At 62.3% G+C, this 25,889-nt stretch carries 24 protein-coding genes; 3 read left to right on the top strand and 21 right to left on the bottom strand.

Features of this window, described 5'->3' with window-relative positions; translation table 11 throughout:
* Positions 1 to 79: 79 nt before the first annotated feature.
* Positions 80 to 325, top strand: a complete 246-nt coding sequence (locus tag GGD63_RS18935; protein ID WP_183244605.1) for a hypothetical protein — start codon at positions 80 to 82, stop codon at positions 323 to 325.
* A gap of 140 nt (positions 326 to 465) precedes the next feature.
* Here GGD63_RS18935 and GGD63_RS18930 read toward each other — a convergent pair whose 3' ends face one another.
* Both GGD63_RS18930 and GGD63_RS18925 read right to left on the bottom strand, forming a co-directional pair.
* Positions 466 to 1,116 carry a response regulator transcription factor gene (locus GGD63_RS18930; protein ID WP_183244603.1) on the bottom strand — a complete coding sequence of 217 codons (651 nt, stop codon included), beginning with the start codon at positions 1,114 to 1,116 and terminating at the stop codon, positions 466 to 468.
* Positions 1,113 to 2,558 (bottom strand): sensor histidine kinase, encoded by a 1,446-nt coding sequence (locus tag GGD63_RS18925; protein WP_183244601.1) that lies wholly within the window; start codon positions 2,556 to 2,558, stop codon positions 1,113 to 1,115. Before GGD63_RS18925 ends, GGD63_RS18930 begins: the two co-directional genes overlap by 4 nt.
* 247 nt (positions 2,559 to 2,805) lie before the next feature.
* Between GGD63_RS18925 and GGD63_RS18920 the strand changes: the two genes are divergently transcribed.
* The gene (locus GGD63_RS18920) at positions 2,806 to 3,186 is read left to right on the top strand and encodes a response regulator (protein ID WP_183244746.1); all 381 of its coding nucleotides are present in this window, start codon (positions 2,806 to 2,808) and stop codon (positions 3,184 to 3,186) included.
* Positions 3,187 to 3,194: 8 nt separating this feature from the next.
* Positions 3,195 to 4,808 carry a winged helix-turn-helix domain-containing protein gene (locus GGD63_RS18915; RefSeq protein WP_183244599.1) on the top strand — a complete coding sequence of 538 codons (1,614 nt, stop codon included), beginning with the start codon at positions 3,195 to 3,197 and terminating at the stop codon, positions 4,806 to 4,808.
* A 327-nt stretch (positions 4,809 to 5,135) separates the two neighbouring features.
* On the opposite strand, the gene GGD63_RS18910 is transcribed toward GGD63_RS18915, so the two are convergent.
* From GGD63_RS18910 to GGD63_RS18820, 19 genes are all read right to left on the bottom strand, one after another.
* On the bottom strand, positions 5,136 to 5,882 hold the full coding sequence (locus tag GGD63_RS18910; RefSeq protein ID WP_183244745.1) for an SDR family NAD(P)-dependent oxidoreductase: 747 nt from the start codon (positions 5,880 to 5,882) through the stop codon (positions 5,136 to 5,138).
* Positions 5,882 to 6,748 (bottom strand): fumarylacetoacetate hydrolase family protein, encoded by an 867-nt coding sequence (locus GGD63_RS18905; RefSeq protein ID WP_183244598.1) that lies wholly within the window; start codon positions 6,746 to 6,748, stop codon positions 5,882 to 5,884. The genes GGD63_RS18910 and GGD63_RS18905 overlap by 1 nt, the downstream gene beginning before the upstream one ends.
* A 205-nt stretch (positions 6,749 to 6,953) precedes the next feature.
* Positions 6,954 to 7,925, bottom strand: a complete 972-nt coding sequence (locus tag GGD63_RS18900; protein ID WP_246785552.1) for an MBL fold metallo-hydrolase — start codon at positions 7,923 to 7,925, stop codon at positions 6,954 to 6,956.
* Positions 7,903 to 9,297: an MmgE/PrpD family protein gene (locus tag GGD63_RS18895; RefSeq protein WP_183244596.1), complete on the bottom strand. Its 1,395-nt coding sequence runs from the start codon at positions 9,295 to 9,297 to the stop codon at positions 7,903 to 7,905. The genes GGD63_RS18900 and GGD63_RS18895 overlap by 23 nt, the downstream gene beginning before the upstream one ends.
* 10 nt (positions 9,298 to 9,307) lie before the next feature.
* Positions 9,308 to 10,510 carry an acyl-CoA dehydrogenase family protein gene (locus GGD63_RS18890; RefSeq protein ID WP_183244594.1) on the bottom strand — a complete coding sequence of 401 codons (1,203 nt, stop codon included), beginning with the start codon at positions 10,508 to 10,510 and terminating at the stop codon, positions 9,308 to 9,310.
* An 11-nt stretch (positions 10,511 to 10,521) separates the two neighbouring features.
* Positions 10,522 to 11,457, bottom strand: a complete 936-nt coding sequence (locus GGD63_RS18885) for a hydroxymethylglutaryl-CoA lyase (RefSeq protein ID WP_183244592.1) — start codon at positions 11,455 to 11,457, stop codon at positions 10,522 to 10,524.
* 17 nt (positions 11,458 to 11,474) lie between these two features.
* Positions 11,475 to 12,269, bottom strand: coding sequence for an enoyl-CoA hydratase/isomerase family protein (locus tag GGD63_RS18880; RefSeq protein ID WP_183244590.1), 795 nt, complete (start codon positions 12,267 to 12,269; stop codon positions 11,475 to 11,477).
* The gene (locus GGD63_RS18875; RefSeq protein WP_246785550.1) at positions 12,259 to 13,425 is read right to left on the bottom strand and encodes a CaiB/BaiF CoA-transferase family protein; all 1,167 of its coding nucleotides are present in this window, start codon (positions 13,423 to 13,425) and stop codon (positions 12,259 to 12,261) included. The genes GGD63_RS18880 and GGD63_RS18875 overlap by 11 nt, the downstream gene beginning before the upstream one ends.
* 44 nt (positions 13,426 to 13,469) lie before the next feature.
* A complete protein-coding gene (locus GGD63_RS18870; RefSeq protein WP_183244586.1) occupies positions 13,470 to 14,162 on the bottom strand; it encodes an ABC transporter ATP-binding protein in 693 nt (230 codons plus the stop codon).
* Positions 14,162 to 15,055 (bottom strand): ABC transporter ATP-binding protein, encoded by an 894-nt coding sequence (locus GGD63_RS18865; protein ID WP_183244584.1) that lies wholly within the window; start codon positions 15,053 to 15,055, stop codon positions 14,162 to 14,164. Before GGD63_RS18865 ends, GGD63_RS18870 begins: the two co-directional genes overlap by 1 nt.
* Positions 15,052 to 16,086, bottom strand: a complete 1,035-nt coding sequence (locus tag GGD63_RS18860) for a branched-chain amino acid ABC transporter permease (protein ID WP_183244582.1) — start codon at positions 16,084 to 16,086, stop codon at positions 15,052 to 15,054. Before GGD63_RS18860 ends, GGD63_RS18865 begins: the two co-directional genes overlap by 4 nt.
* A gap of 3 nt (positions 16,087 to 16,089) precedes the next feature.
* Entirely contained in the window at positions 16,090 to 16,956 is an 867-nt protein-coding gene (locus GGD63_RS18855) for a branched-chain amino acid ABC transporter permease (RefSeq protein ID WP_183244580.1), read from the bottom strand.
* A gap of 12 nt (positions 16,957 to 16,968) precedes the next feature.
* A complete protein-coding gene (locus tag GGD63_RS18850; protein ID WP_246785549.1) occupies positions 16,969 to 18,156 on the bottom strand; it encodes an ABC transporter substrate-binding protein in 1,188 nt (395 codons plus the stop codon).
* A 395-nt stretch (positions 18,157 to 18,551) separates the two neighbouring features.
* Positions 18,552 to 19,472 (bottom strand): SDR family NAD(P)-dependent oxidoreductase, encoded by a 921-nt coding sequence (locus tag GGD63_RS18845; RefSeq protein ID WP_183244578.1) that lies wholly within the window; start codon positions 19,470 to 19,472, stop codon positions 18,552 to 18,554.
* Positions 19,473 to 19,648: 176 nt separating this feature from the next.
* Entirely contained in the window at positions 19,649 to 20,524 is an 876-nt protein-coding gene (locus GGD63_RS18840) for a MaoC/PaaZ C-terminal domain-containing protein (protein ID WP_183244576.1), read from the bottom strand.
* Complete coding sequence (locus tag GGD63_RS18835; RefSeq protein ID WP_183244574.1) at positions 20,521 to 21,327, bottom strand: citryl-CoA lyase; 807 nt, start codon at positions 21,325 to 21,327, stop codon at positions 20,521 to 20,523. Before GGD63_RS18835 ends, GGD63_RS18840 begins: the two co-directional genes overlap by 4 nt.
* Before the next feature lie 38 nt (positions 21,328 to 21,365).
* On the bottom strand, positions 21,366 to 22,349 hold the full coding sequence (locus GGD63_RS18830) for a tripartite tricarboxylate transporter substrate binding protein (RefSeq protein ID WP_183244572.1): 984 nt from the start codon (positions 22,347 to 22,349) through the stop codon (positions 21,366 to 21,368).
* The gene (locus GGD63_RS18825; RefSeq protein WP_183244571.1) at positions 22,346 to 24,511 is read right to left on the bottom strand and encodes an acetate--CoA ligase family protein; all 2,166 of its coding nucleotides are present in this window, start codon (positions 24,509 to 24,511) and stop codon (positions 22,346 to 22,348) included. The genes GGD63_RS18830 and GGD63_RS18825 overlap by 4 nt, the downstream gene beginning before the upstream one ends.
* On the bottom strand, positions 24,508 to 25,839 hold the full coding sequence (locus GGD63_RS18820; RefSeq protein WP_246785548.1) for an acyl-CoA dehydrogenase family protein: 1,332 nt from the start codon (positions 25,837 to 25,839) through the stop codon (positions 24,508 to 24,510). The genes GGD63_RS18825 and GGD63_RS18820 overlap by 4 nt, the downstream gene beginning before the upstream one ends.
* Between the last annotated feature and the right edge of the window lie 50 nt (positions 25,840 to 25,889).

Below are 25,889 nucleotides of genomic sequence, written 5' to 3'. Positions count from 1 at the left end.
AACTCCGATCAAGGATCGGGATCCACAATTCGATTTGCCGGATGTGGTCGCCAGGCAATTTTGAGATGGTCGTGCTCCGTTGCCTCAACACGCCCTGGTTGAAGCGGCTCCGATCAAGTCGGGCCTCGTCTCCGGCGTCTTCGTCTACGGCGTCGTGACGCCACAGAATGTGGCGGGCGAGAAGACCCTGGTCGCAGCGGTTGTCCTGCGTACGCCTGATTTCACCAGAGCCGCGCTAGGCGAAGAGCAACTTGAAGACGTGACGATCATCTGCCGTTCTTGTCACGACAAGGAACACGGACGAGATGCGGAGGGCAAACAGTAACCTGATCCACGGGGGTACAGCTACTGAACCAGTCTTTCTCTTTGCCGCGATTTCGGGACCGTCTCGATCATCGGCCCTCTCATATGACTTCCCACAGAACAAGGCTGCTCGGATCGCTTCCGTGCGCAAGCTGGACGGCGTTAATCATCGGGCGGCGCGTGAGGGTCAAGCGTGACACCCCTGCTCCGGAGTGCCTCCCCCATTTTCACAAGATCAGCCAGGGATCGCGCATTCATCTTCCGCATGATTTCGCGCCGATGCACCCGTACCGTGACCTCGCGTATGCCGGCAGCGCCTGCGATCTGTTTGGTCTGCAGGCCAGAGATCGTCAGCGCCATCACCTGGCGTTCTCGGGATGTCAGCGCTTCGAAGCGCTGCCTGATATCGGTCAGGGTGCGGTCGTTCGCTCGACGCTGCCGGTCCTTGTCGATGGCCGACAGCACCGCCTCCAGCAGATCCTGGTCGCGATAGGGTTTGGTGAGAAACTCGACCGCGCCCGCCTTCATGGCCTGGACGGACATATGGACGTCGGCATAGCCCGTCACGAAGATGATCGGCGCCCGGATACCGGCCGCGGTCATCTCGCGCTGAAAATCCAGTCCGCTCGAACCGGGCAGGCGGACGTCAAGAATGATGCAGCTCGGATTGTCCTTGCGCCTGGCCTGCAGATATTCGCGCGGCGAGGCGTACAGCTCGACGCGAAGCGCCGCCGTCTCAAGCAGTCCCTCGATGGATTCACGCACCGACACGTCGTCATCAATGACCGCGACTACAGGGGATTCCTCGTTCATAGGTCGGCGTGCGCCTTGTTCGGCAGGATGAACTGGAATTGCGCGCCGTGTGGTTCCGCGGGTGAAGCCCATAGCCGTCCACCATGCGCTTCGATGATCGAGCGGCAGATCGTCAATCCCATTCCCATCCCCCTGGCCTTGGTCGTGAAGAAGGGACTGAAGATCTTGTCCACCGTCTCCCGGTCGAGACCAATACCGCTGTCACGCACGAATACCACCCCCTCGCCATCGTCCCCTTCGCGCGAACCGACGACCAGCACCTTCGGTCGGCTGGTCACCTCCGACATGGCATCCGCTCCATTGATGACAAGATTGAGCACAACCTGCTGAAGCTGGACGGAATCGCCGAGAAAGGCCGGCAGCGCCGGCGCGAGCTCGGTCTGCACCGCCACATCGCGCAGCCGCAGTTCGGTTTGCAGCAGATCGAGGACCCCGCCAATCAACTCGTTGAGATCGATGTCGGTGGCCTGGGGCGGCGTCTTCATCAACAGCCCCTGGATGCGCCGGACGACACCGCTGGCACGCTCACCATCACGCAACACGCGTTCCGCCGTCGTGCGGGCCTTGTCCAGGTTCAGCGTCCTCTCATTGAGCCAGTGCAGCACGGTGTGCCCGTTGGTGACGACTCCGGTGAGCGGCTGATTGATCTCGTGTGCGATCGATGCCGCGAGCTGACCCATGGTCGTGGCCCGCGTTACGCGGGCGAGATCGGATTGGGCGCGCTGTAGTTCGTCAGCAGCGCGCCTGGCAGCGGTGATATCCATCACCGCGCCGACGATACCCGCCTCGCCCGCCCACTCCCTGGCAATGCGGGTGACAATCCGGACATAGCGAGTTTCGCCGTCGGGCATCGACAGCCGATGCTCAAGTGCAAAGCCCGTCTGCTCCCGGAAAGCCTTTTCGATGGTCTGCTCAAGCAGCCTTCGGTCGTCCGGGTGCGTGCGCGCAAGCATGGCAGCGAGAGTGGGCGCCGTTTGGCCCGGTTCATATCGATAGATGCGCCATGTCTCCCGCGACCAGTACTGTTCGCCCCGAGGATCGCGCCAGCCGACGCTGCCCGTGCGGCCCAATTGCTGCGCTTCCACGAGGAATGCTTCGCTCCTTTGAAGCGCGTCCATCGTGGACTGGTTGCGCATCACCAGCAAGGTCGACATGGCAATGCCGACAACACCGATGACGCGGTCGATCAGCGACCAATGCGACCAGGGATCGCCCGGCGAAAGCGGATGCGCGATCAGGGTCAATGCCTCGCAAGCCAGCCCGGCGACCAAGATGCCAGTCCGGCCGTAGATGGACGAGGCGACAAGCACGACAAACACGTAGAGGATGCTGACCGACACTTCGAGCGGCGTAATAACGTCGATGGCGAAAATGCCGGCCGCGAGAGCGATGATACCGATCGTGGGGAGGACGCGGTCATGTCTGGAAACGGGCTGGCTCATCGATCCGCGCTGACCATTTGAAGGCGATCGGAGCCAAGGTGACGCTCTCCGATTTCAGGGCGTTCTACGCCTGCCTCACATCGCCTACTTTACTAGCAAAAACCGTGAAATGCGGCAACGCACCTAAACGAAACGATAGTATCCGCGACTCCTTGGTTAATTCGGGCAACGAATTTGGCATCTAGAGTGCCACCTTCGCCAATGGTTACCCCTTTGGATTCCCGTCAATCTGGGATGATAGGAGAGCATCTTGAACGATGAACCCTTGATTGCAATCGTGGACGACGACGAGTCGGTGCGGGTCGCCATGGGCGGCATGGTTGAATCGTTCGGATACACGCCAGTCACGTTTGAATCGGCCGACGACTTTCTGAAATCCGACAAGCTGCCCGATACTTCCTGCCTGATCCTGGATGTCCAGATGCCCGATATGAGCGGACTTGAACTGCACGGCAAACTGACTGCCTCCGGCCGCAGGATTCCGACCATTTTCGTGACGGCCTTTCCGGACAAGCGCGTTCGCGATAGAGCCCTGCGCGCCGGCGGAGTTTGTTTCCTGTCCAAGCCATTCGGACGAGACGATCTGCTCGGTTGCATCGAATCCGCCCTCGGCAAGCAGACCTTGTAGGGCATGCCATGACCGCGGACACCGTCATAACCCAGGAGGTTTCGGCGGTAGGCCCTCCCAATGCGTTGCCGCGGGCAACCCAGGCGAATGCGCCGGCACAAGGCAGCGCGGCAGAGGACTTCTTCGCTTTTGGTCCGTACCGGCTCTTTCCCCGTCAGCGGCTCCTGCTCAAGGACGGCAACGCGCTCCCAATCGGCAACCGCTCTCTCGAAATCCTGATCCTGCTGGCGGAACGACAGGGTGAGGTCGTCGGCAAGAACGAGCTCATTGCCCGCGTCTGGCCTGGAATCAACATCGAGGAAGGCGGATTAAGGGTGCAGGTCGCCGGGCTGCGCAAGGCGCTGGGCGATGGAATTGGCGGTGCGTGCTACATCAAGACGGTAGCCGGCCGGGGTTATTGCCTTGTTGCGACCACCGACCACTTCGAATCTGCTGGCGCGATCGCGCGGGGCACGGAGCGGGGTCAGGCACAACGGCTTCCGCTGCCGCTGGCCCGAATGGTCGGCCGCGACAACGACGTGCGCAAGGTCTCGGGCCTGCTGAGAACGACGCGATTCGTCACCGTTCACGGACCGGGAGGTGTCGGAAAGACAACAGCCGCCATTGCTGTCGCTCACGACCAGCTTGCATCCTTCCAGGGCGACATTCATTTTCTCGATCTTGCAAAGATCACCGAGCCGCATCTTCTGCCGGTCGCGTTGGCATCTTCTTTCGGACTAACCGCCCCGACGAGCGATCCGAATGCAGCCATTCTCGAACTTGTACGCGATCGACGCATGCTGCTGATCTTCGATAGCTGTGAACACTTGATCGATGCTGCCGCGGCGTTAATTGAGAAAATTCTACGCGAAGCCCCCGACATACGTGTCCTTGCGACGAGCAGGGAGACACTCCGGGCCGACGGCGAGCACGTGTACAGGCTTTCGGGTCTTGAGTGTCCATCGGTCGAAGATGAACAATCGGCCGAGCGGCTTTTTTCCCGTCCAGCACTCAGCCTGTTCATCAACAAGGTCGCAGCGAGCGGACACCAGTTTGAGTTGACGGAATCCAACGCACAGATCGTTGCGAAGATTTGCCGCAGACTGGACGGACTGGCACTTGCCATCAACCTGGCGGCAACGCGCGTGCCGACGCTTGGCCTCTCGCAGATCGTCGGCTCTCTTGAGACGAATACCTGGCTGTTCTGGCAAGGTCACCGAACGGCGTTGCCGCGTCACCAGACGATGGCTGCATCGATCGACTGGAGCTACAGCCTGCTTGACGAAGACGAGAAGGCAGTGCTGCACCATCTGTCCGCTTACAGGGAGTCCTTTACGCTCGATGCAGCCTGCGAGGCTGCTCGTCAGGTCTTGCTGACTCCCTTCGATGATCTGCTTGTCATCGACAAGTTGATCACGAAGTCATTGATCTCGTTCGATGCCGGCCAGGGTCTCGCGCGATACCGATTGCTCAACTCGATCCGAAGCTATGCACTTGAAAGACGCGACACAGCCGTGAGCTTGAAGGAACCGCGCCGAACATTCGCGGCGAGCGGATACGGTTGCTCGGTCGATTCCTCGAGGACAGCCCCTGTCGGAACCGACACCATCGAGCGCACGAGGCGGATCGGAATGCCCTTTTAAGAAAGTGTAGAGGAACCATTAGAGGTAGACTGGTTGGTCATCACCGCTCGCAGCGAACGCAATTCGCGGCAGCGCTCGAACCGCTACCGTCGAGCAAACATCGTAGAAGATCGTAGACTGGCGCAAGAAATCGTGGCCCGGGGGAGCGCTACCGCCTTTCCCCACACCAGCCAAACCTACGATATCTCATCCAATCCTTGGCATGAGAGTGCTTGCCGCTCGCAGGGCGAGGGCCGCTCTACCCGCTTGAAGAGCGGCATTGAATAGCCGCCAGCTACAGCTGGCGTGAAATTGGGTTGTTAGTCGTTAAGCGCTCCTGATCGTGCTCTAATACGTAGCCCGACCTCCCGATAAGTCGAACGCGGCACCCGTGCTGAACGAGCATTCGTCACTCGCAAGCCAAAGTACGAGTGCGGTCACCTCCTCTACACGTCCGAATCTTCCGATCGGAATCTTCGAAAGCATGAAATCGATGTGCTCGGGCGCCATCTGGTCGAATATCGGGGTGCGAATTGCCGCCGGAGTGACGCAATTGATGCGCACATCGGTGCTGGCCAACTCCTTCCCGAGAGATTTGGTAAGTCCGATGACACCGGCCTTGGACGCACTGTAAGCTGGTGCGTTGGGATTGCCTTCCTTTCCCGCAACTGAGGCAACATTTACGATCCGACCATAGCCTGTTTTCGCCATTTCCCGGACGGCAGCGCGATTGCAGTAGAACGTGCCATTGAGATTGATATCGATCACGCGCCGCCAATCGTCTCCCGAATAGTCTTTGGTCGTACGATTTGGTCCGCTGATGCCTGCACTGGCAATCAGGATATCCAGGCGACCGCCGAGCGCGGCCACGCTTCGCTTCATGGCCAGGTCCACAGCGTGCTCGCTGGCAATATTGACCACCTGAATATCCGCACCGCCGAGTTCATCGGCCCTCCGCGACAAGGCCTCCTCGTTAGAGTCCCACAGCGACACGACCGCGCCCTCGGCCCGCAAGCGATCCGCGACATCGCGCCCAATCCCGGATGCGGCGCCGGTCACGATCGCGGTCCGCCCCCCGAATCTTCCCGCGAACATCAAGCGGTCCCCTTCGAAGGCGACCAAGTCGTCACCTCCTGACGCTGCGTTCCGAGTCCCTGAATGCCGAGCGTCATGACGTCGCCAGCCCTGAGGTAGACCGGATCCGGCTTTATGCCCATGCCCACTCCGGGAGGCGTCCCCGTCGCGATGATGTCGCCAGGCATCAGCGTCATGAACCGACTTACGTAGCTGACAATTTCGGCGCAGCCAAACACCATTGTTCTCGTGTTTCCCTGCTGCATTCGCCGACCATTCAACTCGAGCCAGATTTCGAGCCTCCCCGGATCCGGGACCTCATCTGCCGTGACGAGCCAGGGCCCGACGGGACCGAAGGTATCGCAGCCCTTTCCCTTGTCCCAGGTACCTCCGCGCTCCATCTGGTACTCGCGTTCGCTCACGTCGTTTACGACGCAATAGCCGGCTACGTACTGAAGCGCCTCCGCCGGCTCCACGTAGGAAGCGCGACTCCCGATCACGATTCCGAGTTCGACTTCCCAATCTCCTTTCAACGATCCCCTGGGCAGCACCACGGCATCGTTCGGGCCGCTCAACGAAGTAATGGCCTTCTGAAATACGATGGGCTCCGGCGGCAGCGGAAGACCCGCTTCGGCCGCGTGATCGGCGTAGTTCAGCCCGATCGCGACAAATTTCCCGACGCCTGAAACCGGCGCCCCAAACCGAGGAGCGCCCGCGACGGCCGGCAGCGACGAAACGGGCACGCGAGCGAGGTCCCGCAAGGCGTCAGGCGAGAGATGTCGAGGCGTGATATCGGGAATGACGGCGGAGAGGTCACGCAATGTTCCCTCTGCATCGATGATTCCCGGCTTTTCCTCACCTGGCTGACCGAAACGAATAAGCTTCAAGCTTTGCACTCCTCTCACCTCCAGATCGGGCACATTGGTGTCCCCATCCGGAGCTCTTTCCATCCTCAACCCGCATGACTCAGAGTCGGAGCCAAAGGCTCAAACCCTGGCACTACGAGAACTCTCAGAAACTGTCCTTCGCGATGACGGTTTCAGTCGACCTTGTCGGGCCCCGCCCGGATGGTCGCGACCGATCGCCTCACAGTCAGATCTCGAACGCCCATTGTTCGGCCACCACGGTGTATTTTCCGCCTTCCCGCCGCATGTGGCCGAAGCCGGGGAAATGGAGATGCATGCCCCCGATCAAGACGTCATCGGTTACGACCATGTCGAAGATCATTTGGCGCGCCTTGGCTGCGGCTTCCGGATCGACGTCGAACTGCATCGTCACGTGCGGAGCCGCCACCTGGATTTCAGGCACGTGCACAGTGTCTCCCCACACGATCATCGATGTGTTGCCGGAGGAGATGACATAGGCCGTGTGCCCCGGCGTATGCCCGGAGATCGGGACGGCCGTCACTCCCGGCAGGACACTTCCGCTCTTGAAGGTACGGACGCGATCAGCGGCCATATATGGTTTCAATTGGATCCGGCCTGCCTCGAAGTAGCGGCGGCGCTGACGCTCCGGCGCCTTCTCCATCTGCGCGTCGTCGAACCAATGATTGATCTCGTTCTCGTGAACGATAATTTCGGCATTGGGGAACAGGCGCGTGCCGCTGGTTGCATCGGTCAAACCGTTCGAGTGATCCGGATGTATATGCGTGAGCAGAACGCCGTCGACGGCGGCCGGATCAATGCCCGCCGCGGCGAGATTTGCCGGCAAGCGCCCGCAGGTGGGGCCCATGATATCTGCCGAGCCGCAATCGATGAGGTACGTGCGGCCTCCAAAACGCAGCGCGAAGGCGTTTACCGAAATGCGCGGCGGCGAGATCCGGTGCTCCCTCGAAAGGACGGCCTTGATCTCCGGTTCCAGCATGTTCCGAAAGATCCCATATCCCAGGTCGACGTAGCCATCGCTCAAGCCGGTGACGAGAACGTCGCCAAGTTTCCGGTGGTAGACGCCAGCCACCTGCTCAGACGGCAAATTCTTCATCTTGCATTTCTCCTTCCAAGGCTGTTCGACAATCTCAGGCTCGTTGCGTCGAGTTTGCCAGCTACCGGTGACGCGACGCGTCATCCTGCATCGGTCCGCTCGCCGCCAGCCGCAACTCCCGGATCGAGCCCAACTGCTCGATGTCCCAGAGCTGATCGAACAGAATGGTTGCCTGATCCCTGTCGAAGACGCGCGTCGCGCAATCCAGAAACTTGTCCTGCAACTCCTCTCGCGTCAGGGGCTCTTGCCAACTTCCCTTGGCCTGGGCGACGGGTTCGCAAGTCAGAATTTCGCCCGACGTAAGTACGACACTGACCTGATCTGTCGGCGCGAACGGCTGATCACCTTCCATCACTTCGGTCGTGGTCGAGCATCTGACCTTCGCGATGACGTCGTTGACATCGACCCGGCAAACGAACTCGTCGGTAAGCTCGACGAGGCCCACCCTCCCGGCGACCAGCGCCGCTGCCATCGCGAACTCCATACTGAACTTCGCTTCGAGGCCAGTCCGAGGGTTGCTGTTTCGCAACATCAGCTTTTGGGTGATGCCGGTATGAACGCGGATTTCCCGTACTAGCTCCGGCTTCAGCCCATACTTGCCGACCAAACCAAGCATGGCATCGATCGATCGGTGGGTGGCATAGCAAGTTGGATAGCGCTTCACGTTGACGCCGAGATCCGCCAAACGCCAGTTGGCACCGATATCGATCGTCCCGTTCTCGATCCGCGGCTGTCCTGACGGCGAGTGCGCGCGCAAAAAGCCTGTCCGGTGTTCAAGCACGTCGAGCGAGCCCGTAAAGCCCTGCTCCGCCAATCGAGCAGCGATGACACCCGATTGCGCCGTCCGCCCCGCATGGAGAGACTTCGTCATCGTGCCGAAATTCGCTACGAGGCCGGACGCGAACGATGCAGCAATTGCAATGGCATGAGCGGCCTTCTCGGGCCCGAGACGGCGGATATTGGCGCAGGCGGCCGCCGTCGCGAGCGAGCCCATTACCGCGGTCGGATGGAAACCTCGCTCGTGGAACTGTCCAGGCTCCAGCGCGGCGAGCTGCGCCCATAGCTCGTACCCCGCGACATAAGCGGTCACCATGTCGGGCCCGCTCGCCCCGCGCGACCAACCCTCAGCCAGAATAGCCGGCACGAGCACCGCACTCGGGTGGCCCGCAAGCGCCACGTCGTCATAGTCAAGCACGTGAGCAGCTACACCGTTGACCAGTGCCGCATCTGAAGCAATCAGATTGCGCCCGGAGGGTATTTCCGGCGCTCCGTCATTCTGCGTGGAAGACGTCGACATCGCCGAGACTATACGAACCGGCTCCTCGGCCGCACCGGCGATCATCACGCCGACGCAATCGGTGATCCCGGTGCGCGCGGCGTCCCGGCACAGCTGGGGCGGATCGGATGGCTTCAGGCTTGCCACGAAGTTCGCCGTTTGGCGGGTGATCGCAAGCATGATCGTCTCCTCAGTACGATCGTGGAAGGCCCAGCACATGCTGCGCGACATAGGCGAGCACCATATTGGTGGAGATCGGCGCCGTCTGATAGAGGCGCACCTCCCGCCACTTTCGCTCGACGTCGTATTCCTGCGCGAAAGCAAAACCACCGTGGGTCTGGAACGCCGTGTCCGCCGCCTTCCAGGTCGCTTCCGAGGCGAGCAGCTTCGCGATGTTTGCATCCGATCCACAGGGCCGCCCGGCCTGAAACAGAGCCGCGGCTCGACGACACATCATGTCGGCGGCCTCCAGCTCCGCGTAGGCGCGCGCCAACGGAAACTGGACTCCCTGGTTCTGACCGATGGGGCGGCCAAAAACACTTCTCTCGCTCGCATAAGCGACGCCCTTGTTGAGAAGCCAGCGGCCATCCCCGACGCATTCAGAGGCGACCAGAATGCGCTCCGCGTTCATCCCGTCGAGGATGTAGCGGAAGCCCTGCCCCTCCTCTCCGATCAGATTCTCGGCCGGCACGCGCAGGTTCTCGATGAACACCTCGGTCGTGTTGTGATTGATCATCGCCTTGATGGGACGGATTTCGATTCCATTGCCCTTGGCCGCACGCAGGTCGACGACGAAGACCGAGAGCCCATCCGTTCGCTTCTTCACTTGATCCAACGGCGTCGTGCGCGCCAGAAGCAGCATGAGATCAGAATGCAACGCCCGGGACGTCCAGATCTTCTGTCCATTGACGACATAGACGTCGCCTTGCCGCTCCGCCCGGGTCTTGAGCTGGGTCGTATCGGAGCCTGTATTCGGCTCGGTCACGCCAAACGCCTGCAAGCGGAGCTTTCCTTGCGCGATGTCCGGCAAGTATGTCCGCTTTTGCGTTTCGCTGCCGTGACGAAGCAGCGTACCCATGATGTACATCTGGGCATGGGCAGGACTTGCCGTGCAACCATTCGCGTTGATTTCCTCGAGGATCACCGCGGCGGCACGCAAAGGCAGGCCCGAGCCACCGTATTCCTCCGGAATCAACGCTCCGAGAAAGCCCGCCCCTGTCAGGGCTTCGACAAATTCCGTCGGATAACCGCTACGATCTTCGAGAGCACGCCAGTATTCTCCCGGAAACTTCGCGCATATCTTCCGAACCGTGGCGCGCAGCTCCGGAAAGTCTTCGCCGAGGGCGACGCTGACCTCGGCATCGGCCTCAATGGCCGGCTCGTGATAGTTCATGGCAAATCCCTTCAAACGGCAGCAGTCGTGTGAGCGCGATAGGTCTTGGGCAGCCCCGCTCGCGCGATGGCTCCGGAAAAGCGTTCACCTGGCAGCCAGCTTTCGACCTCGCGACGAAAGGCAACGAGCGCTTCGACGTCGGCACCGGTATCGAATCCGAGCTGCTCCAAAAGAAAGACGGTGTCCTCCGTATCGATGTTGCCAGTCGCACCGGGCGCGAACGGGCAACCGCCGAGCCCGGCAAGGGAGGCATCGAAGGCTCGTACCCCGGCGTCGAGCGCAGCCGCAACGTTCGCCAGCCCCAACCCACGGGTGTCATGAAAATGGCAGGCGACCGGGACCCGCCCCACAGCGGCGATCACCTCCTGCATGAGACCTCGGACCTGGCGCGGATGGCCGTAGCCGACGGTGTCTGCGACGATGATCTCATCGGCTCCCATCTCGGCGAGCCGGCTCGCGATTTCCACGACCCGCGAGCTCGCCACGGCGCCCGAGATGGTGCAGCCGAATGCAGTCGCGATTCCGGCACCTAGGACGATACGCGCCCCGACGCGCTGATCGCGCGCCGCAACGATGCGGGCAAAGTCCTCGAGCGATTGTTCGGTGGTACGGCGGACATTGGCCAGATTGTGCTGCTCGCTCGCAGAAAGGACATAGTTGACTTGCGGGACGCCGAGCGCGAAGGCCCGTTCCGCGCCGCGGAGGTTCGGCACGAGGGCCGACGGCCGGCATCCGGCGATGGCTATCGCGCCCCGCGCTACTTCCTCCGCGTCGCCAAACTGCGGAATGAGCTTTGGCGGGACGAACGAGGTCACCTCGATTTCATGGATACCGGCTGCGACCGTGCGTCGACACCAATCAAGCTTGCGCTCGGTCGGGAGGATCGTCCTGACCATCTGGAGCCCATCCCTGGGCCCCACCTCGCGGACATGGGCTCTTTCGCGCATTCTGGCTTTCCTCGTCGTTACTTGCCTTGGAAGGTCGGCTTGCGGCGCTCGTTGAAGGCGAGCACGCCCTCGCGGCGATCGGCCGTCGGGACAAGGCGGTTGTACGCTTCGATCTCGAAGGCAAGGCCGTCGGCCAACGACATCTGAAGGCCGCGATGAATGGCCTGCTTTGCCTGGCGCACCGAGAGCGGACCGTTGCCGGCAATGCGATCGGCGATCCCGAGCGTCGCATCGAGCAATTGATCTTGATCCAGCACCTTGTTCACAAGGCCCCAACGCTCCGCCTCCTCGGCGGAGAACGGCAGACCGGAAAGGATGAGCTCCTTGGCCCGTCGCTCGCCGACGGCGCGTGCGAGATTCTGCGTGCCGCCGGCTCCCGGCATAATTCCGAGCGTCACTTCCGTCAGGGCGAAGCGCGCGTTTCGCGATGCGTAGACGAAGTCGACCGCTGCGGCGATCTCGCACCCGCCGCCGTATGCCGCGCCGTACACCGCGGCGATCACCGGGATTGGACATGCAATGATGGCGCGGAGCATGCGCTCGAAGACAAGGTGCTGGGCCTGCCACGCTTCGTCGGTCATTCCATTGCGTTGTTTCAGATCGCCGCCTGCGCAAAACGCCTTCGTGCCGCTCCCTGTCAGGACCACGACACGAAACTCCTGCAGATCCACTGAGAGCCCTTCGAAGAGCTCCATCAGATCGAATCCCATCTGGGTATTCATCGCATTGGAGGCCTCGGGTCGGTTCAACGTGACAAGCAGGACGTGATTATCGCGCCGCTCCATAGCTATCGTCTCGTAATCACTTCGCATTGGCCATCTCCGTGCTTGCTTGTGTCCGGAGGATTGCGTTGTGCTCACCCAATCTCGGTGCTTGCGTGCGGGCCCGAGGTCGCGTGCCATCGAAGGTGAGTGGTATGCCGACAAGGTCGATCTCGTCGTCGACGCATCGCACGGTCATCTCAAGCGCGCTGGTCTGAGGATGCATCGCGACCTGATCGACGCTAAGAAGCGGCGCGTTGGGCACGCCGGCGTCATCCAGAAGCTTGCCAAGGGCCTCGGCAGAATACCGGCCCGCCGCCAATTCGATCTGCGGGATCAACCGTTCGCGGTTCGCGACACGCGCGGTGTTGGTCGCGAAAGCCGGATCGGCACTCAGAGCTTCAAGGCCGAGAGCGCCGCACAGCTTGCGAAAGAGGTTGTCGTTGCCTGCGGCAATCATGAGCCACCCGTCACTGGCCTGGAAAGCCTGGTAGGGCACGATTTCGGCGGCACCCGACCCATGCGGTTTGCGTACCTCTCCGGAGGCAGCAAAGCCTGCCAGCGGCCCGGTCATCCATGCGAGGCCCGTCTCGTAGAGCGAGGTCGAGACTGTCCGCCCTTCACGGCCGTTCATGCGTGCGATCAACCCTGCGAGCAACCCGATGATGGCCCACATGCCGGATCCCATATCAACGAGCGAGACCCCTACCCGCACGGGCGGACGATCGCCCTCGCCCGTCACGCTCATGATTCCCGTGCTGGCCTGCGCCAGCGGATCATAGCCCGGCTTGCTGGCGAGAGGGCCTTTGGCTCCGAAAGCTCCGATATCGCACCAGATCAGTTCGGGCTTCTCCGCGCGCAGCGTCTCGGCCGTCAAACCGAACTTGTCGAGGATGCCCGGCCGCAGATTTTGGATCACCGCATCCGCCTTCTCCACGATGAGCAATTTCAGCCTGGCACAGTCCTGCGCATCGCCGAAGTCGACGGTTACTCCTTCCTTTCCCCGGTTGAGAGCATGAAAGAGGCTCGCCGTATCCCGCCAGAATGGCGGCCCCCAGCCTCTCGCGTAGTCGCCACTGCGGGGATTTTCGACCTTGATGACGCGCGCGCCCAGATCCGCCAATATCAGCCCTGCGTAGGGAGCCGCCACGCTGTGCCCAAGTTCGACGACCGTGATGCCTTCGAGAGGTCTATCGATCTTCGTCATTTTCCGTAAGACTCCCAGTCGCGGCATCGCATTGTCCGCTGTCATTAAAGGTACTCCTCCGCAAGAGCGACTTCGCGGATTTCCTCGACGCTGCCGCCGCGTCGTATCTCGCCGCCGCGTACGACGTAACCGCGGGTCGCGAGCTTCAGCGCCGGACGAGCCATCTGCTCTGTCATCAGGATGGTCGTCCCCCGCGACTGCATGTGCCGGATGGCCTCGCTGATCCGCGCGATCCAGACCGGTGCAAGCCCGAGGAAAGGCTCATCCAGCAGCAGGAGCTTCGGACATGAAGCCATCGCCCGGGCGATCGCGACAACCTGCTGTTGCCCCCCCGACAGCTGACCAGCCGGCTGCTCGGAGCGGTCGCTCAGCAGCGGGAAGATGCTGCAGAGCCATTGCCAGGCGTCGCGCTGCATCACCGCGCCGCGCCCGCAGGCGCCGCTTAGAACATTGTCGCGCACCGACATGGTGGGAAACACACGGCGCCCCTCGGGAGAATAGCCGATGCCGGCCCGGGCGCGGGCATCGCATGAAAGACGAGTGATATCCTTGCCGTCGAAACTCATAGCTCCTTGCGAGGGAGCGACGAGACCGATCACGGCATTGATGAGGCTCGACTTGCCGGCTCCGTTGGCGCCGACCAATAGAATCGTCTCCCCTTGTTGCACGTCGATCGATATGCCGCGTAGCGCGGCGATGCCGCCGTAGTGCAACTCGAGGTTCCGGACCGTCAGCATCAACGCGCCTCCTCGTCGACCGCTCCGAGATAGGCGTCAATGACATCCTTTCGAGAAAGCACCTCCGCCGGATCGCCTTCGGCCAGCACCCGCCCGGAATCGAGCACGAGGATCCTCGGACAGAGCCTGCGCACCAGCTCCATGTCGTGCTCGACGATCACGACTGCGCAACCGAACTCACGCCTCACGTGATCGACGAAGACGTCGATCCTCGGGCGCTCCCGGCGCTCCAGCCCGGCCGCCGGCTCATCGAGAAGCAGCACTTTCGGACTCGCTGCGCAGACCAGAATCAGTCCGAGCATCTTCTGCAAACCGTAGGGCAGCTTGTCGCTCTGCACGGCGAGATAGGGCTCGAGCCCGAACGCCTCGACCAACGGAGAGATCTTTTTCCAAGCGTTGCTCTCGCTCCGACTGAACCGCACCGCGCGGGAGATATTTTCGCGGACCGTCGCGTTCCGAAACGTATTCGTCTGCTGGAAACTCCGGATGACACCGCGGCGACTGGTTGCGTGTATCGGCCTCCCGGTTATGTCTTCATCCTCGAGCAGAACTCGTCCGGCGCTTGGCCGCAGCATTCCGCAAGCGACGTTGATGAGCGTCGTCTTGCCGGCGCCATTCGGCCCGATAATGCCCAGCACTTCGCCTGGAGCGACGGTGAAGCTCACGTCGCTGAACACATGAAGTCCACCAAAGCTCTTCCGAATGCCTTCCACTCTCAGCCCGGCACCCATGCCGTCTTCGGGGGACGGCACGGTCGTCCTTTCGATGTTTCGGGGACCCATAACGCCGTGCAAATCGCCGGGGCTGAGGCTCCCGAGGTCGCAAACCGGGGTTCCGCGCCCTGTCCAATCGGCGACTTCCTCACTCTTCGGCGATCCACTTGCGAAGCTCATGGTCGCGACTCCGTAGCGGTCGAAGTCGGTATCGTCGACGCTGTGTGCAGCGGCCGGCGAGTGTCCAAGGAGATCAATGGCTGCAAGACTCGTTGCAGAGTGCCGAGAATGCCTTCTCGCGCGACGAGGACCGCTACAACGATCAGTGAGCCGAACAGGAACTGTGAATACTCGCCGCGGAACGCAAACATGTCTCCGGCCCATACCAGCAGGATTGCGCCGACGACCGGACCGAGCATGTTGCCCTTACCGCCTATGATCACGTAGGCGATGTAGTTTACCGATGATAGCGGACTGAATGACGTCGGATGCGCCGTCAGCAGCATATTGGCCAGGGCGAAACCTGCCAGTCCGGCCACTCCTGCGGCAACCGCAAAGCCGAACGACTTGTAGTGCCACACCACAAGCCCGAGACTTTGCGCGAGCAGTTCATTCTCCTCGATGGCCGCGAAATGCTGATGCAGACCGAGAGTCACGGCCGACGTTATCAGCGCTCCGGCGAGCGCGAGACCGATCGTGACAAGGAGGACGCCCTTGTTGTCGCCGAGCTCGAAACCGAAGAGCGTCACCGCCGGCATACCGACAAGACCGTTCGATCCGCCGGTCAAGCCCGGGGTCTCGAACAGGACGAGTTGAGTAATCTCGGTCAGAACGAAGGTGACCAGGACGAAATAGACACCGGACAGACGGAGCACCAGCGCACCGAGCGGAAGCGCGAACAGCATAGGCACAAGGAAGCTGCACGCCCCCAGGATCAGGACATCGGTCACCCCGTGGCGAAGTCCCAGGAGGGCGGAGGTGTACGCCCCGATTGCCATGAAGGTCGGAACGGCGAACGTCATGAGATTCATGCGCAGCATGATGAAGACGCTGAATGCTGCCGTGACGGCGATGAGAATCTGATCCACCAGCGAGTAGATCGCCGGATTCTCGGTGCTCCACGGAACGACGAAGGCGAGCGCGATAGCCGCGATGCTCGCCGCAGCCGCAAGCACGCCAGCTGGTGCGGCTTCTTGACTTGAAATCAGCATGACTCAGGCTCCACGCACACGCTGACCGAACAGACCCGAGGGCTTCACCACCAGCATGAGAAGCACGAGTACGAACAGCACCAAGGCGCCCTTTGACCCCCCGAGGTAGACGGCCGAGAACGCCTCCACCATCCCCACGATGAACGCCGCGGCGGTCGCACCTCCGATGCTGCCGAGACCGCCGAGGATCACGATCAGGAATGAAGTCGCCAGCACGGGATCGCCAACGTGAGGCGCGAGCGAAAGTATCGGCGTGACCAACGCGCCTGTGAGTCCCGCAAGTCCGGTCGCCAGCGCAAACGCCGCGGGAAACAACAGCTTCGGCCGAAGGCCCTGGGCGGTCGCCACGGCCCGATCATCGGCGAGAGCACGAAGCGCGCGGCCGAAGTCGCTGCGATAAATCAGCGCGTACACCGAGGATATGCCGACCAGGCATACGACAAGAACCACAAGGTTCTCGATGGGGATGAAGAACCCGTGCCAGCGCAGGACGCCGGTCAAGGGAAAGGTGAACGCAGGCGACTGCGGCCCGAAAACGGCAAGGAGGCTGCTCGACATCATCAAGTACAATCCGAGCGTCAGCATGAGCGTCGACAGGTGGTCGTCGACGAGTCGATCAAGCAGGAAGCGCTCGAACAGGTATCCGAGCGCGGCTGTACCCAGCGCCGCAAGGATCACGGCGATCAGATATGGTGTGCCCAGGAACGCCATTGACGCGTACGCGAGATACCCGCCGAGGACGTAGAAGCCGCCGTGAGCGAAGTTGACCACGCCGAGAATGCCGAAGATCAGGGTGAAGCCGAGAGCGAGTAGCGCGTACTGCGCCCCCAGGCTGACACCGATGAGGATGGTGGCGACGATGCCTTCCACGGATAGGGCTCGCTATTTTCCGGTGGCTGCTTCGACGCGTGTGATCGGCTGCAGCTGGCCGTCGGTGATGAGACCCACGCCGAACGGAAAGGACAGTTCCTGATTGACGCCGAAGAACTCCTGCCCGATCCAGTGGCCCGTCCCGATGTTCGGATCCGTCACCGGCAGGGAGCGCAATGCCTCTGCCACCTTCGCCGTATCGGTGATCGTCCCAGCCTTGGCGATCGCCTTCAGCACCATCCGGACACCAGCCGCCCACTGGAAGAAGAGGTTGTTTTCGGGCCGGTCCGCGCCCATCATCTTCTTGTAATCGTCGGCGATCATCTGAGCCTTTTCGTCGACGACGATGGGCTCGTACCAATAGAAATTCTTGAGAACGGAGTCTCCGCCGGCGACCCGCGAAATCTCGCTATAACCCGGCCCTCCGAGCCGCCCGATCGGTCCCTCGAAACCCGCTTGGCGCAATTGCTTGACCAGGATGCCAGCGTCCCCGGTCGGCGAAGAGGCAAGATCAACCGCCTCCGGCTTCTCGTTCATGATGCGCGTCACAAGCGGCGCAAAGTTGGTCGTGCCACGCTGATAGTATTCCTCGGTGGCCGCGATACCGTTCTTCTTGTAGGCCTCGGCCTCGACCGGAACGATATCCGTCCCGCCTTGATCGTTCGGCGCAACCAACACGACGCTCTTCATTCCGAACTTCTGCTTAGCGATCTTGATAATCGGATCAGCCCAGCCGGACGGCCCCGGTCCCACGTGGAAGACCAGCGGCCATTGCGGTCCAATCGCATCCTTGGCGTAGCTGCTGGCCAATACCAGCATCGAGTTCCGCTTGGCGATCGGCTTGACCCCGGTCAGCTCGGGCGAGCCGATTGCGCCGATGATGAACTTCACCCCCTGACCTGCCAGCGCATTCGCCGCTGCCGCTCCGCCTTCCGCCGTATACTTGCTGTCGATGGCCACAACGCTGACCTGGCAGGGAGCGCCGTCGATCTTGATCAGGCCATCGCGATTTGCCTCGGCGGCCACGAACTCCACCGCGCCTTTGAGTGCCAGGCCCCACTGCGCCGCGGGCCCGGACAGCACGCCGACAACGCCGATCTTGAGCTCTTGGATCCCGGCAGCTGCAGCGCTGCCGGCTAACGTGCCCAGCGCGGCCAACGCCGCCCCAGCCATCGCGAAATCACGACGTGTGATCTTCATTATGTCCCTCCCATATAGATCGTTTCATTGTTCTAAGTCGTAAGCGGGTTGCGCAACTTGAGCTCCGCGCACGGTCACCGAGAAGCCCCTCATAAGCTGTTTCTCGGAAAATTTCGCGAATACTCTAGCCGGGTCCTGCTGCCGGGGCGTTTCTTATTACAGGCTTATGCACCCCACGCCGTCGTAAGTCAATGAAACGATTCATTTCGATTTGGAGATTTTACACAGGACCAAACTTCGTCCAGCGAGCCACAGAGCAGCCGATCCCTCCTGTGAAGGTCACACCGTGCTCGCAGAAGAAGGCCACGCCGTTTGCCGAGGCCACTCAGAACTAGCCGATCAATCGGTGACCGGCCTTAAGGTTGGCGCGGCCGCCGATTGCACGTCCGGTCGTCTTACACGGGGTCCCAGCAGAACACGTCGCTGGAGCGGTCGAGCCCGAAGAACGACGCGCGCATCGCGGGCATCGCGTGATCTGCGATGGTCTCGGGCGTCCATCCTTCCGTCCTCTGGACCGAGCGCAGCGGCCGCGGTTGGGACATGAGCATGATCTCGTTGTTGCGTACGACAAAGATCTGCCCGTTCACCGCGGCGGCTCTGTCGCTGCCGAGATAGACGGCAAGCGGCGCAATCTTGTCGGGGGTCATCTGCTTGACCTTTTCCACGCGCGCCTGCTGCTCGGGCGTATCGGTAGGAATGGCGCCGACCATACGGCTCCAGGCGAATGGTGATATGCAGTTGGACCGCACGTTGAACTTCTGCATGTCGAGCGCGATGATCTTCGACAGGCCGACGACGCCCATCTTCGCCGCGGCATAGTTCGATTGGCCGTAGTTGCCGATCAGGCCGGACGTGGACGTCATGTGCACGAAGGCACCGCTCTGCTGTTCCCGCATGTGCGGAGCAGCCGCCCGACTCACATGGAAGGCGCCATAGAGATGCACTTTGATTACGGCACTCCACTCTTCCGGGCTCATCTTGTAAAAATATCTGTCCCTCAGAATACCCGCGTTGTTAACGACGCAGTCTATCCTTCCGAAGGTGTCGAGAGCCTGCACGATGATCCGGCTGGCAGAGACGGCCTCCGCGACGCTGTCGGTATTTGCCACAGCCTGCCCACCGGCCGCTCTGATCTCTGCCGCCACCGACTGGGCCGGGCCCTCGTCGGCCCCCTCGCCGCTGACCGATGCGCCGATGTCGTTGACGACCACCTTCGCTCCGCGTGCCCCCATCAGCAGGGCGATGGAGCGCCCGATTCCTCCGCCGGCTCCGGTCACAATCACGACCTTGCCGTCCAGCCGCACCTCACTCGTCATGTTTTCGCTCTCTCGGTTGTTCGTCGGACCTCGCCGCCTTTCGTACGGTACGTCCCCAATCAATGGATCGCCGCCCAGTGCTTCAAAACGCCTGGGGCAAGGCGGCCTTTCCCCCGGCTGGCCGGATCGGACTGAACCGGCGTGATTGCTGAAATCGTCCGCTTTCGGGCGCGGCTCTAGCCAAGCCGGGCATTGCCGTGATTGAGCACCACAACTCCACGTTCGGTGGCGATGGCGCGGAACGCTACTTCTTCCCCCACGCGCCACATTTGAACCGCGATGGAATCGCCCGGAAGAACGGGCGCCGTGAACCTGGTGTCGAGGCCACGCAGGCGCTCGACACGCCCTTCGCAGCACGTCTCCAGCAGCGCCCGGCACGCTAGTCCGTAGGTCGCCAGACCATGGAGGATCGGACGCTGATATCCTGCTATCCGGGCGACCTTCGGATCCGCATGCAGCGGATTGTAGTCACCCGACAGCCGATAGATCAGCGCCATGTCGCGCCGCGTGTCGACTTGCCATACGGCGTCAGGCGGGCTGTCCGGGACTGCCTTCAGCGCGGGAAGCGGCTGATCGCTGGGCTGGCCTGTGGCGCTGTAGCCTCCGTCGCCGCGACAGAAGCGGACCTCCTGGACCGTCGCGAGATGCGCCCCGGAGGCCTTATCATGAATCATACGTTCCGTATGGATGAGCGCTCCCTTGCCTGCCCCCTTGTCGACGACGCTCGTCACGCGCGTGCGGCCGACGACGGTGCCTTCTGACGGAATTGGTCTGAGGATTTCGAGCCTCTGCTCGCCATGGACCAGCCGGATCCAGTCGATTCCTGTCGCGGGGTCCCGCACCCACTGGCCGGGCAAAGCGAGCACGCACGCCATGCTCGGCACCGCGCGCAACGGCTCTTCCCCCTGCTCGTACACGAAGGCGAGGTGCGCGGAGCTCAGCGGCTCGGCACCCAATCCGAGTCCCAGCGCATAGAGCATGGTGTCGCGTTGCGAGTATGTGTGCTCGACCTCGGGGAACTCCCAATTCTTCACACGCCAATAGTCGATCATGACGTCACCCCGTCAGCGGAAGACGACGTGGGCCGCAGGTGCCGGGCGGCCTCCTCTTCGGTTCGCCAAAGGATTTCCATGGCCATGGGCTGCTGAGATTCCTCGAGTATGTGGCCCACGAGACCGATGGCCCGCGCCATGACCCCGAAGCCGCGCACCACTTTCCAGGGAAAGCCGAACTCGCAACAGATGGCGCCGATGGCGCCGGTGGCGTTCACCGGCAGGGACTTGCCCGACTTGGCCTCGGCCTGGCGGGCGATCAGATTCATGAGTGTCGTATAGCGTCCTGCCATCCCGTTCTCGGCCGCGATCTCGAACAGGCGCGGTGCACGCGGATCGACGGGTTTGTGGTAGGGGTGGCCGATCCCGGGAATGATCTCTTTCCGAGCACGATATGCGTCGACCGTGGCGCTGGCGATCGCCTCGAGGTCCGACGCGTTCGCTGAGGCCTGAATGGCCTCGTAGAGCATGCGAGCCGCGCCCTCGGTACTGCCGACGAACACCGTTCCGAGGCCGCACAGCCCGGCGGCGACGGCGGCCTGGAGCGACTCCGGGGCACCCGCATAGGTCATCCTCGCAACGATGGCGCTCGGCGTGATTCCATGCTCCACAAGGGTAATCAGCATGGCGTTGAACACGCGCGACTGCTCCGGGGTCGGCCCGTTCCCCGTCAACTGGAGAAAGGCCATGTCTCCGAGATTCATATGGCCGAGAATCTCGCTGGCGATATCTTTCCCACGGACCGTTATCCGGTCGGGCGTGCTCCATGCAATGTCGGAGCGAATAGGATTGGTCTTACGCATTGGGGCCTTCCACTTGCTGTTCGCCTGGAGAGGCGCGCTCAATTCGAATCCACGTCGAGGGTCTTGATGAGCGCGCCGAGTTCCGCATAGTCCTTCCGCATCGTCTCGCCGAGTTCGTCTCCCGAAGCGTAGGCGACTTGATAGCCGGAGGATTCAAAGGTCGATCGCGCGTCAGGCTTGTTGAGCGTCCGCGCGATCGCATCGCTGAGCCGCGCGACGATCTGCGGCGGCGTGCCGGCCGGCGCAAAGATACCCGTCCACCCCGTCGCCTTGAATCCGGGAAACATTTCGGAGATCAGGGGAATGTTTTCGGGACTCTTGTCGAGAGTGGGGGCCGTGGAGGCAAGCGCGCGCAACGTGCCGGACTTGATGAAGTCGGCCGCGCTGCTGCCCCACACGTCGAACATGAAGTCGATATTGCCCGCCAGCAGGTCGGTCCGCGCAGGAGCATATCCCTTGTAGGGCACGTGAACGAACTTCACCCCGGCCGCGCGGGCAAGCTGCTCCGTGGCGAGGTGGTTGGTCGAGCCCAGCCCCGCCGAGCCGTAGGTGATCGTCTCGGGCTTTGCTTTCGCAGCGGCGAGAAGATCAGCGAGCGTCTTGTAGGGAAGGTTGGGATTTATGAGAAGGACGCTGTTGTACTCGGTCAGTTGCGCGACCGGAACGAAGGCCTTGAAAGGGTCGTAGGGGATATTCTTCTGCACATGCGGGTTGACCGCCTGCGTGCCGACGTGGCCGAGCCCGATCGTATAACCGTCGGGCGCGGCACGCGCCACCTGCATCATGCCGATTGTGCCGGCGGCGCCGCCGACGTTCTCAACGATAACCGACCCTCCGAGCACTTCGGCGATGCCCGCCGCTACATAGCGGGCGTGTGCGTCGCTGGGGCCGCCGGCGGAAAACGGAACGATCAGGCGAATAACCTTGCTCGGCCAGCCGGTCGGCTGGCCAAATACGGGTCCAGTCTCAGCGCACACCCCCGCCAGCAGGGCGCCTCCCAGAAGCCCACGTCTCGAGATCATGCTGTTACACTCCGGTCTTGCCGGGTCTTGCCATCTTGCAGAATGTCCGACACGGATTGCGGGCGCGTGCTTTCCTTCCGCACGATGAGCGCGTCGAGTGCGACCACGCCCTCGCCTTCCGGAAGGACCATCATTGGATTGATGTCGACCTCGGCCACCTGATCACGATGCGCGACCGCGAAGCGCGACAGAGCTGCCAAACTGCTGGCCAACGCATTCACGTCACCCCGCACCCCACCCCGCGCGCCGAACAGGATCTGCGCGCCGCGGATCTCGCCGATCATACGATGGGCTTCAGCTTCGTCGAAGGGCGCGAGCCTGAACGAGACGTCTCGCAGGAGCTCCACATGGATGCCCCCGAGGCCGAACACGACGACGGGCCCGAACACAGCGTCGTTGACGACGCCACAGATCGACTCGATCCCACCGGTTCGCATGGGCGAAACCAGAATGCCGCTAACTCGCGCATCCGGCCTGGCTTCGGCAACGCGCTGCAGAAGCGCCCTCGCCTGCTCCTCAACCGCCTCCGGCGTGCGCACGTCGAGCACGACGCCGCCGACCTCCGTCTTATGCGGAATGTCCGGGGAGACGATCTTCAGCACCACCGGAAGCCCCACCTCCCGCGCGGCCTCGGCCGCCTGCGCAGGCGTGGACACGACCCGCTCCGCAAGAACCGGAATTCCGTGCCTGCTGAGAAGAAGCTTGGCATTGTACTCGTCGCCGACATCGGGCAACACGGCTGCTGCGGGCGCATTCAGGACGCGGGAAGGAGGCAACTCGAGGCGGCTTCGTATGACGTGGAGCGCATGGAGCGTCCGAATGGCACGATGCAGATCCTCGAAGACAAGGAAGCCGGCCTCCTCGTACTGCCGCCGAATCTCCGATGGCACGACCATCTCTAGCGCAATGACGGCGTCAGGATGGTCCTGCCTCAGTGCGGCAAGGGCGCCGAGCAGCGGGGAGCCAATGCTCGGGACGGCTGGAGCGCTGGTGAGAAAGCAGACGAGCGATCCGTATTCGCCCTCGTCGAGCGCACACGCGATGGAGCGGCTGATGAGGCTTGGATCGTTCACGCCTTGAGCTGTGACGTCAATGGGGTTGCGCGTTCCCGCGAACGGGATCATGGCGGTGATCTTGCCGCGCGCGCCTTCGTTCAGCGGGGTGACGTCCAGTCCCGTCTGCACCGCCGCGTCCGCCGCGAGAATGCCGAGACCACCCGAGGTCGTCACGATGCCGAGCCGCGAGCTGGATGGGAAGCGGCCCTGGAGGCAGGCATAGGTCAGGTCGAGGAGTTCGTCGATGCTCTCGGCACGGTAGGCACCATGTTGGCGCAACACCGCATCATAGATCTTGTCCTCTCCAACAAGCGCGCCGGTATGGGATGCGGCGGCGAGCGCGCCCGCTGCGGAGCGCCCGACCTTGATCGCGATGACCGGCTTGCCGTGCTCACGAGCAGCTTCCAGCGCGCGCACGAATCTCGGACCTTTGCGGATCGCCTCGACAAAGAGCGCGATCACCTTCACGTGCGGGGCGCGCGCCATCCATTCGACGCACTCCGACACCTCGATGTCCGCCTCGTTGCCGGTGGTGATCCAGTGTCCAATGCCGATGCCGCGCTGACGGCACATATAGGCGAGATGTCCCCCGGCTGCTCCGCTCTGGCTGACGACGCCGAGCCCTCCCGGGAACATGACGCCGGTGTCGAATGCCTGCGTGAAGGTGCCAAAGAAGCCCAAATGCGAATTGAATGCACCGAGGCAGTTGGGGCCGAGCAGACGCATTCCGGACACCCGGGCAATCTCCTCGATCCGCTGCTGCCGCCCTGCGCCCTCCGGCCCCACTTCGGCGAAGCCAGAAGAGAAGATGATGGCGCAGCCTATCCCCTTTTCGGCGCAGGCCTCGATCGTCTCGACCACGAGTTCGGCGCTCACGATGACGATGGCAAGATCCACCGCCCCCGGAATATCGCGGACGTCGGCGTAGGCGCGAAGACCCTGCACTTCGTTGCGGCGGGAATTGACGGGATAGACCGCGCCGGCGAAGCCGGCCTCGCGCAGATAGCGCAGGGGACGCCCGCCGATACGATTGCTGTCATCGGAGGCTCCGATGATTGCAACCGATCGCGGCGCGAACAGCGCAACGAGAGTTGCGGGAGCGGTCATTCGAGGTCTCCCGCCAGAAGATACCGCGCAATCGTGCGCAGTTGAATCTCCGTCGTCCCGTCCGGAATGCGCAACAGTCGCGCCCAGCGGTACCCCGCCTCCAGCCTGAGCTCATTCGAGAGCCCCATGGCGCCGTGGACCTGGATGCACTGGTCCATCACGCGATTGAGCATCTCGGTGGCGTACATCTTCACCATCGAGACCTGCTTGGTCGCCGGAAGCCCCTGGTCGATACGCCAGGCACAGTCCCGGGTCATAGATTTGGCGGCGTAGATGTCGGTTGCGCAGCGGGCGATCATCATCTGAATGGCCTGGTGACCGGCGATGGGCCGCCCGCCGGTCTTGCGGATCGCGGCATAGTCCACGGCCTGTCGAAGCGCCCAACGCGCCAGCCCAATACACGATCCCGCCATTGCGAGCCGTCCGACGCTCACGCCTCCAATCGCAACCGACAGGCCATCATCGATCGCGCCCAGACGCTGCCCATCCGGTACCCGCACATGATCGAGGCTGATGATGCCCGTCTCGGAGCCGAGATGCCCCATCGTCGGGATCACGCTCGGCACGCTGAAGCCTGACGTGGAGGTCTCGATAAAGAAGCCGGTGATTCCGCCTTTGCGTTGCCGTACAAGATCCTCATTCGTCACGGCGAAGATCATCGCGTAATCCGCGTGCGGCGCGTTCGTGATCCACTGCTTCGTTCCTGTGATCACCCAGCCGTCGCCGTCCCTCACGGCGCGCGTCTTCATTCCGAAGACATCGGATCCCGCGTCCGGCTCGCTGAGCCCGAAGCACATCGTCTTCTCGCCGCTTGCGAGGACGCCCCGATACCGTTCGAACACTTGCCTATCCAGGTGGACGAGGACGGGTGAGAGTCCATTGGTGAAAGGAGAAGGAAGCACCACCGTCTGAACGAGGTGCCGGGAAGGACCCACGTGTGCATTCACGCGCTCCTGAATCTCCACCGCCGCCACGGCGCCCATTCCTTCACCACCAAGCTCGGTGGGACCGAACAGATTGTAGAAGCCGAGTTCGGCCGAGCGCATCCGCACGCGCTTGCGCAGCGCCACAACCTCCGGAGCATAGCGGCCCGACGCGTCGTAGAGCTGGCGCTCCGAAGAGAGCAAAGAGTGGTTATCTCGTTCGATCGCGGCGACCTCACGATCGATGAAACGCACGACAGCATCACCGATCGCGGTGATTTCTTCGGTGACTGAAAGATCCATATCCTCCCCATGTACCCAATCGCGCATTTTTCTGAGAACCGCGCGCAGCGAAGCGACAGCAGGCGGTAGTCGGCGATCAGCGCGGACAATAAAACGTTTCATCAACGAGTCAAGTCGACGGTCTCAAGATGCTGGGCGCACGGATTTTTTCG

Source organism: Bradyrhizobium sp. cir1 (assembly GCF_014198245.1).
Classification (GTDB): Bacteria; Pseudomonadota; Alphaproteobacteria; order Rhizobiales; family Xanthobacteraceae; genus Bradyrhizobium.
This window is presented reverse-complemented; position numbering and strand designations above follow the sequence as displayed.

Coding starts and splice junctions, on each gene's coding strand:
- GGD63_RS18880 (WP_183244590.1), bottom strand. CDS start 12,269: ATGCGAAGTGATTACGAGACGATAGCTATGGAGCGGCGCGATAATCAC.
- GGD63_RS18870 (WP_183244586.1), bottom strand. CDS start 14,162: ATGCTGACGGTCCGGAACCTCGAGTTGCACTACGGCGGCATCGCCGCG.
- GGD63_RS18875 (WP_246785550.1), bottom strand. CDS start 13,425: ATGACGAAGATCGATAGACCTCTCGAAGGCATCACGGTCGTCGAACTT.
- GGD63_RS18830 (WP_183244572.1), bottom strand. CDS start 22,349: ATGATCTCGAGACGTGGGCTTCTGGGAGGCGCCCTGCTGGCGGGGGTG.
- GGD63_RS18845 (WP_183244578.1), bottom strand. CDS start 19,472: ATGACGAGTGAGGTGCGGCTGGACGGCAAGGTCGTGATTGTGACCGGA.
- GGD63_RS18930 (WP_183244603.1), bottom strand. CDS start 1,116: ATGAACGAGGAATCCCCTGTAGTCGCGGTCATTGATGACGACGTGTCG.
- GGD63_RS18820 (WP_246785548.1), bottom strand. CDS start 25,839: ATGAAACGTTTTATTGTCCGCGCTGATCGCCGACTACCGCCTGCTGTC.
- GGD63_RS18860 (WP_183244582.1), bottom strand. CDS start 16,086: ATGCTGATTTCAAGTCAAGAAGCCGCACCAGCTGGCGTGCTTGCGGCT.
- GGD63_RS18840 (WP_183244576.1), bottom strand. CDS start 20,524: ATGATCGACTATTGGCGTGTGAAGAATTGGGAGTTCCCCGAGGTCGAG.
- GGD63_RS18865 (WP_183244584.1), bottom strand. CDS start 15,055: ATGAGCTTCGCAAGTGGATCGCCGAAGAGTGAGGAAGTCGCCGATTGG.
- GGD63_RS18835 (WP_183244574.1), bottom strand. CDS start 21,327: ATGCGTAAGACCAATCCTATTCGCTCCGACATTGCATGGAGCACGCCC.
- GGD63_RS18915 (WP_183244599.1), top strand. CDS start 3,195: ATGACCGCGGACACCGTCATAACCCAGGAGGTTTCGGCGGTAGGCCCT.
- GGD63_RS18850 (WP_246785549.1), bottom strand. CDS start 18,156: ATGAAGATCACACGTCGTGATTTCGCGATGGCTGGGGCGGCGTTGGCC.
- GGD63_RS18825 (WP_183244571.1), bottom strand. CDS start 24,511: ATGACCGCTCCCGCAACTCTCGTTGCGCTGTTCGCGCCGCGATCGGTT.
- GGD63_RS18890 (WP_183244594.1), bottom strand. CDS start 10,510: ATGAACTATCACGAGCCGGCCATTGAGGCCGATGCCGAGGTCAGCGTC.
- GGD63_RS18895 (WP_183244596.1), bottom strand. CDS start 9,297: ATGCTTGCGATCACCCGCCAAACGGCGAACTTCGTGGCAAGCCTGAAG.
- GGD63_RS18885 (WP_183244592.1), bottom strand. CDS start 11,457: ATGCGCGAAAGAGCCCATGTCCGCGAGGTGGGGCCCAGGGATGGGCTC.
- GGD63_RS18925 (WP_183244601.1), bottom strand. CDS start 2,558: ATGAGCCAGCCCGTTTCCAGACATGACCGCGTCCTCCCCACGATCGGT.
- GGD63_RS18910 (WP_183244745.1), bottom strand. CDS start 5,882: ATGTTCGCGGGAAGATTCGGGGGGCGGACCGCGATCGTGACCGGCGCC.
- GGD63_RS18900 (WP_246785552.1), bottom strand. CDS start 7,925: ATGACGCGTCGCGTCACCGGTAGCTGGCAAACTCGACGCAACGAGCCT.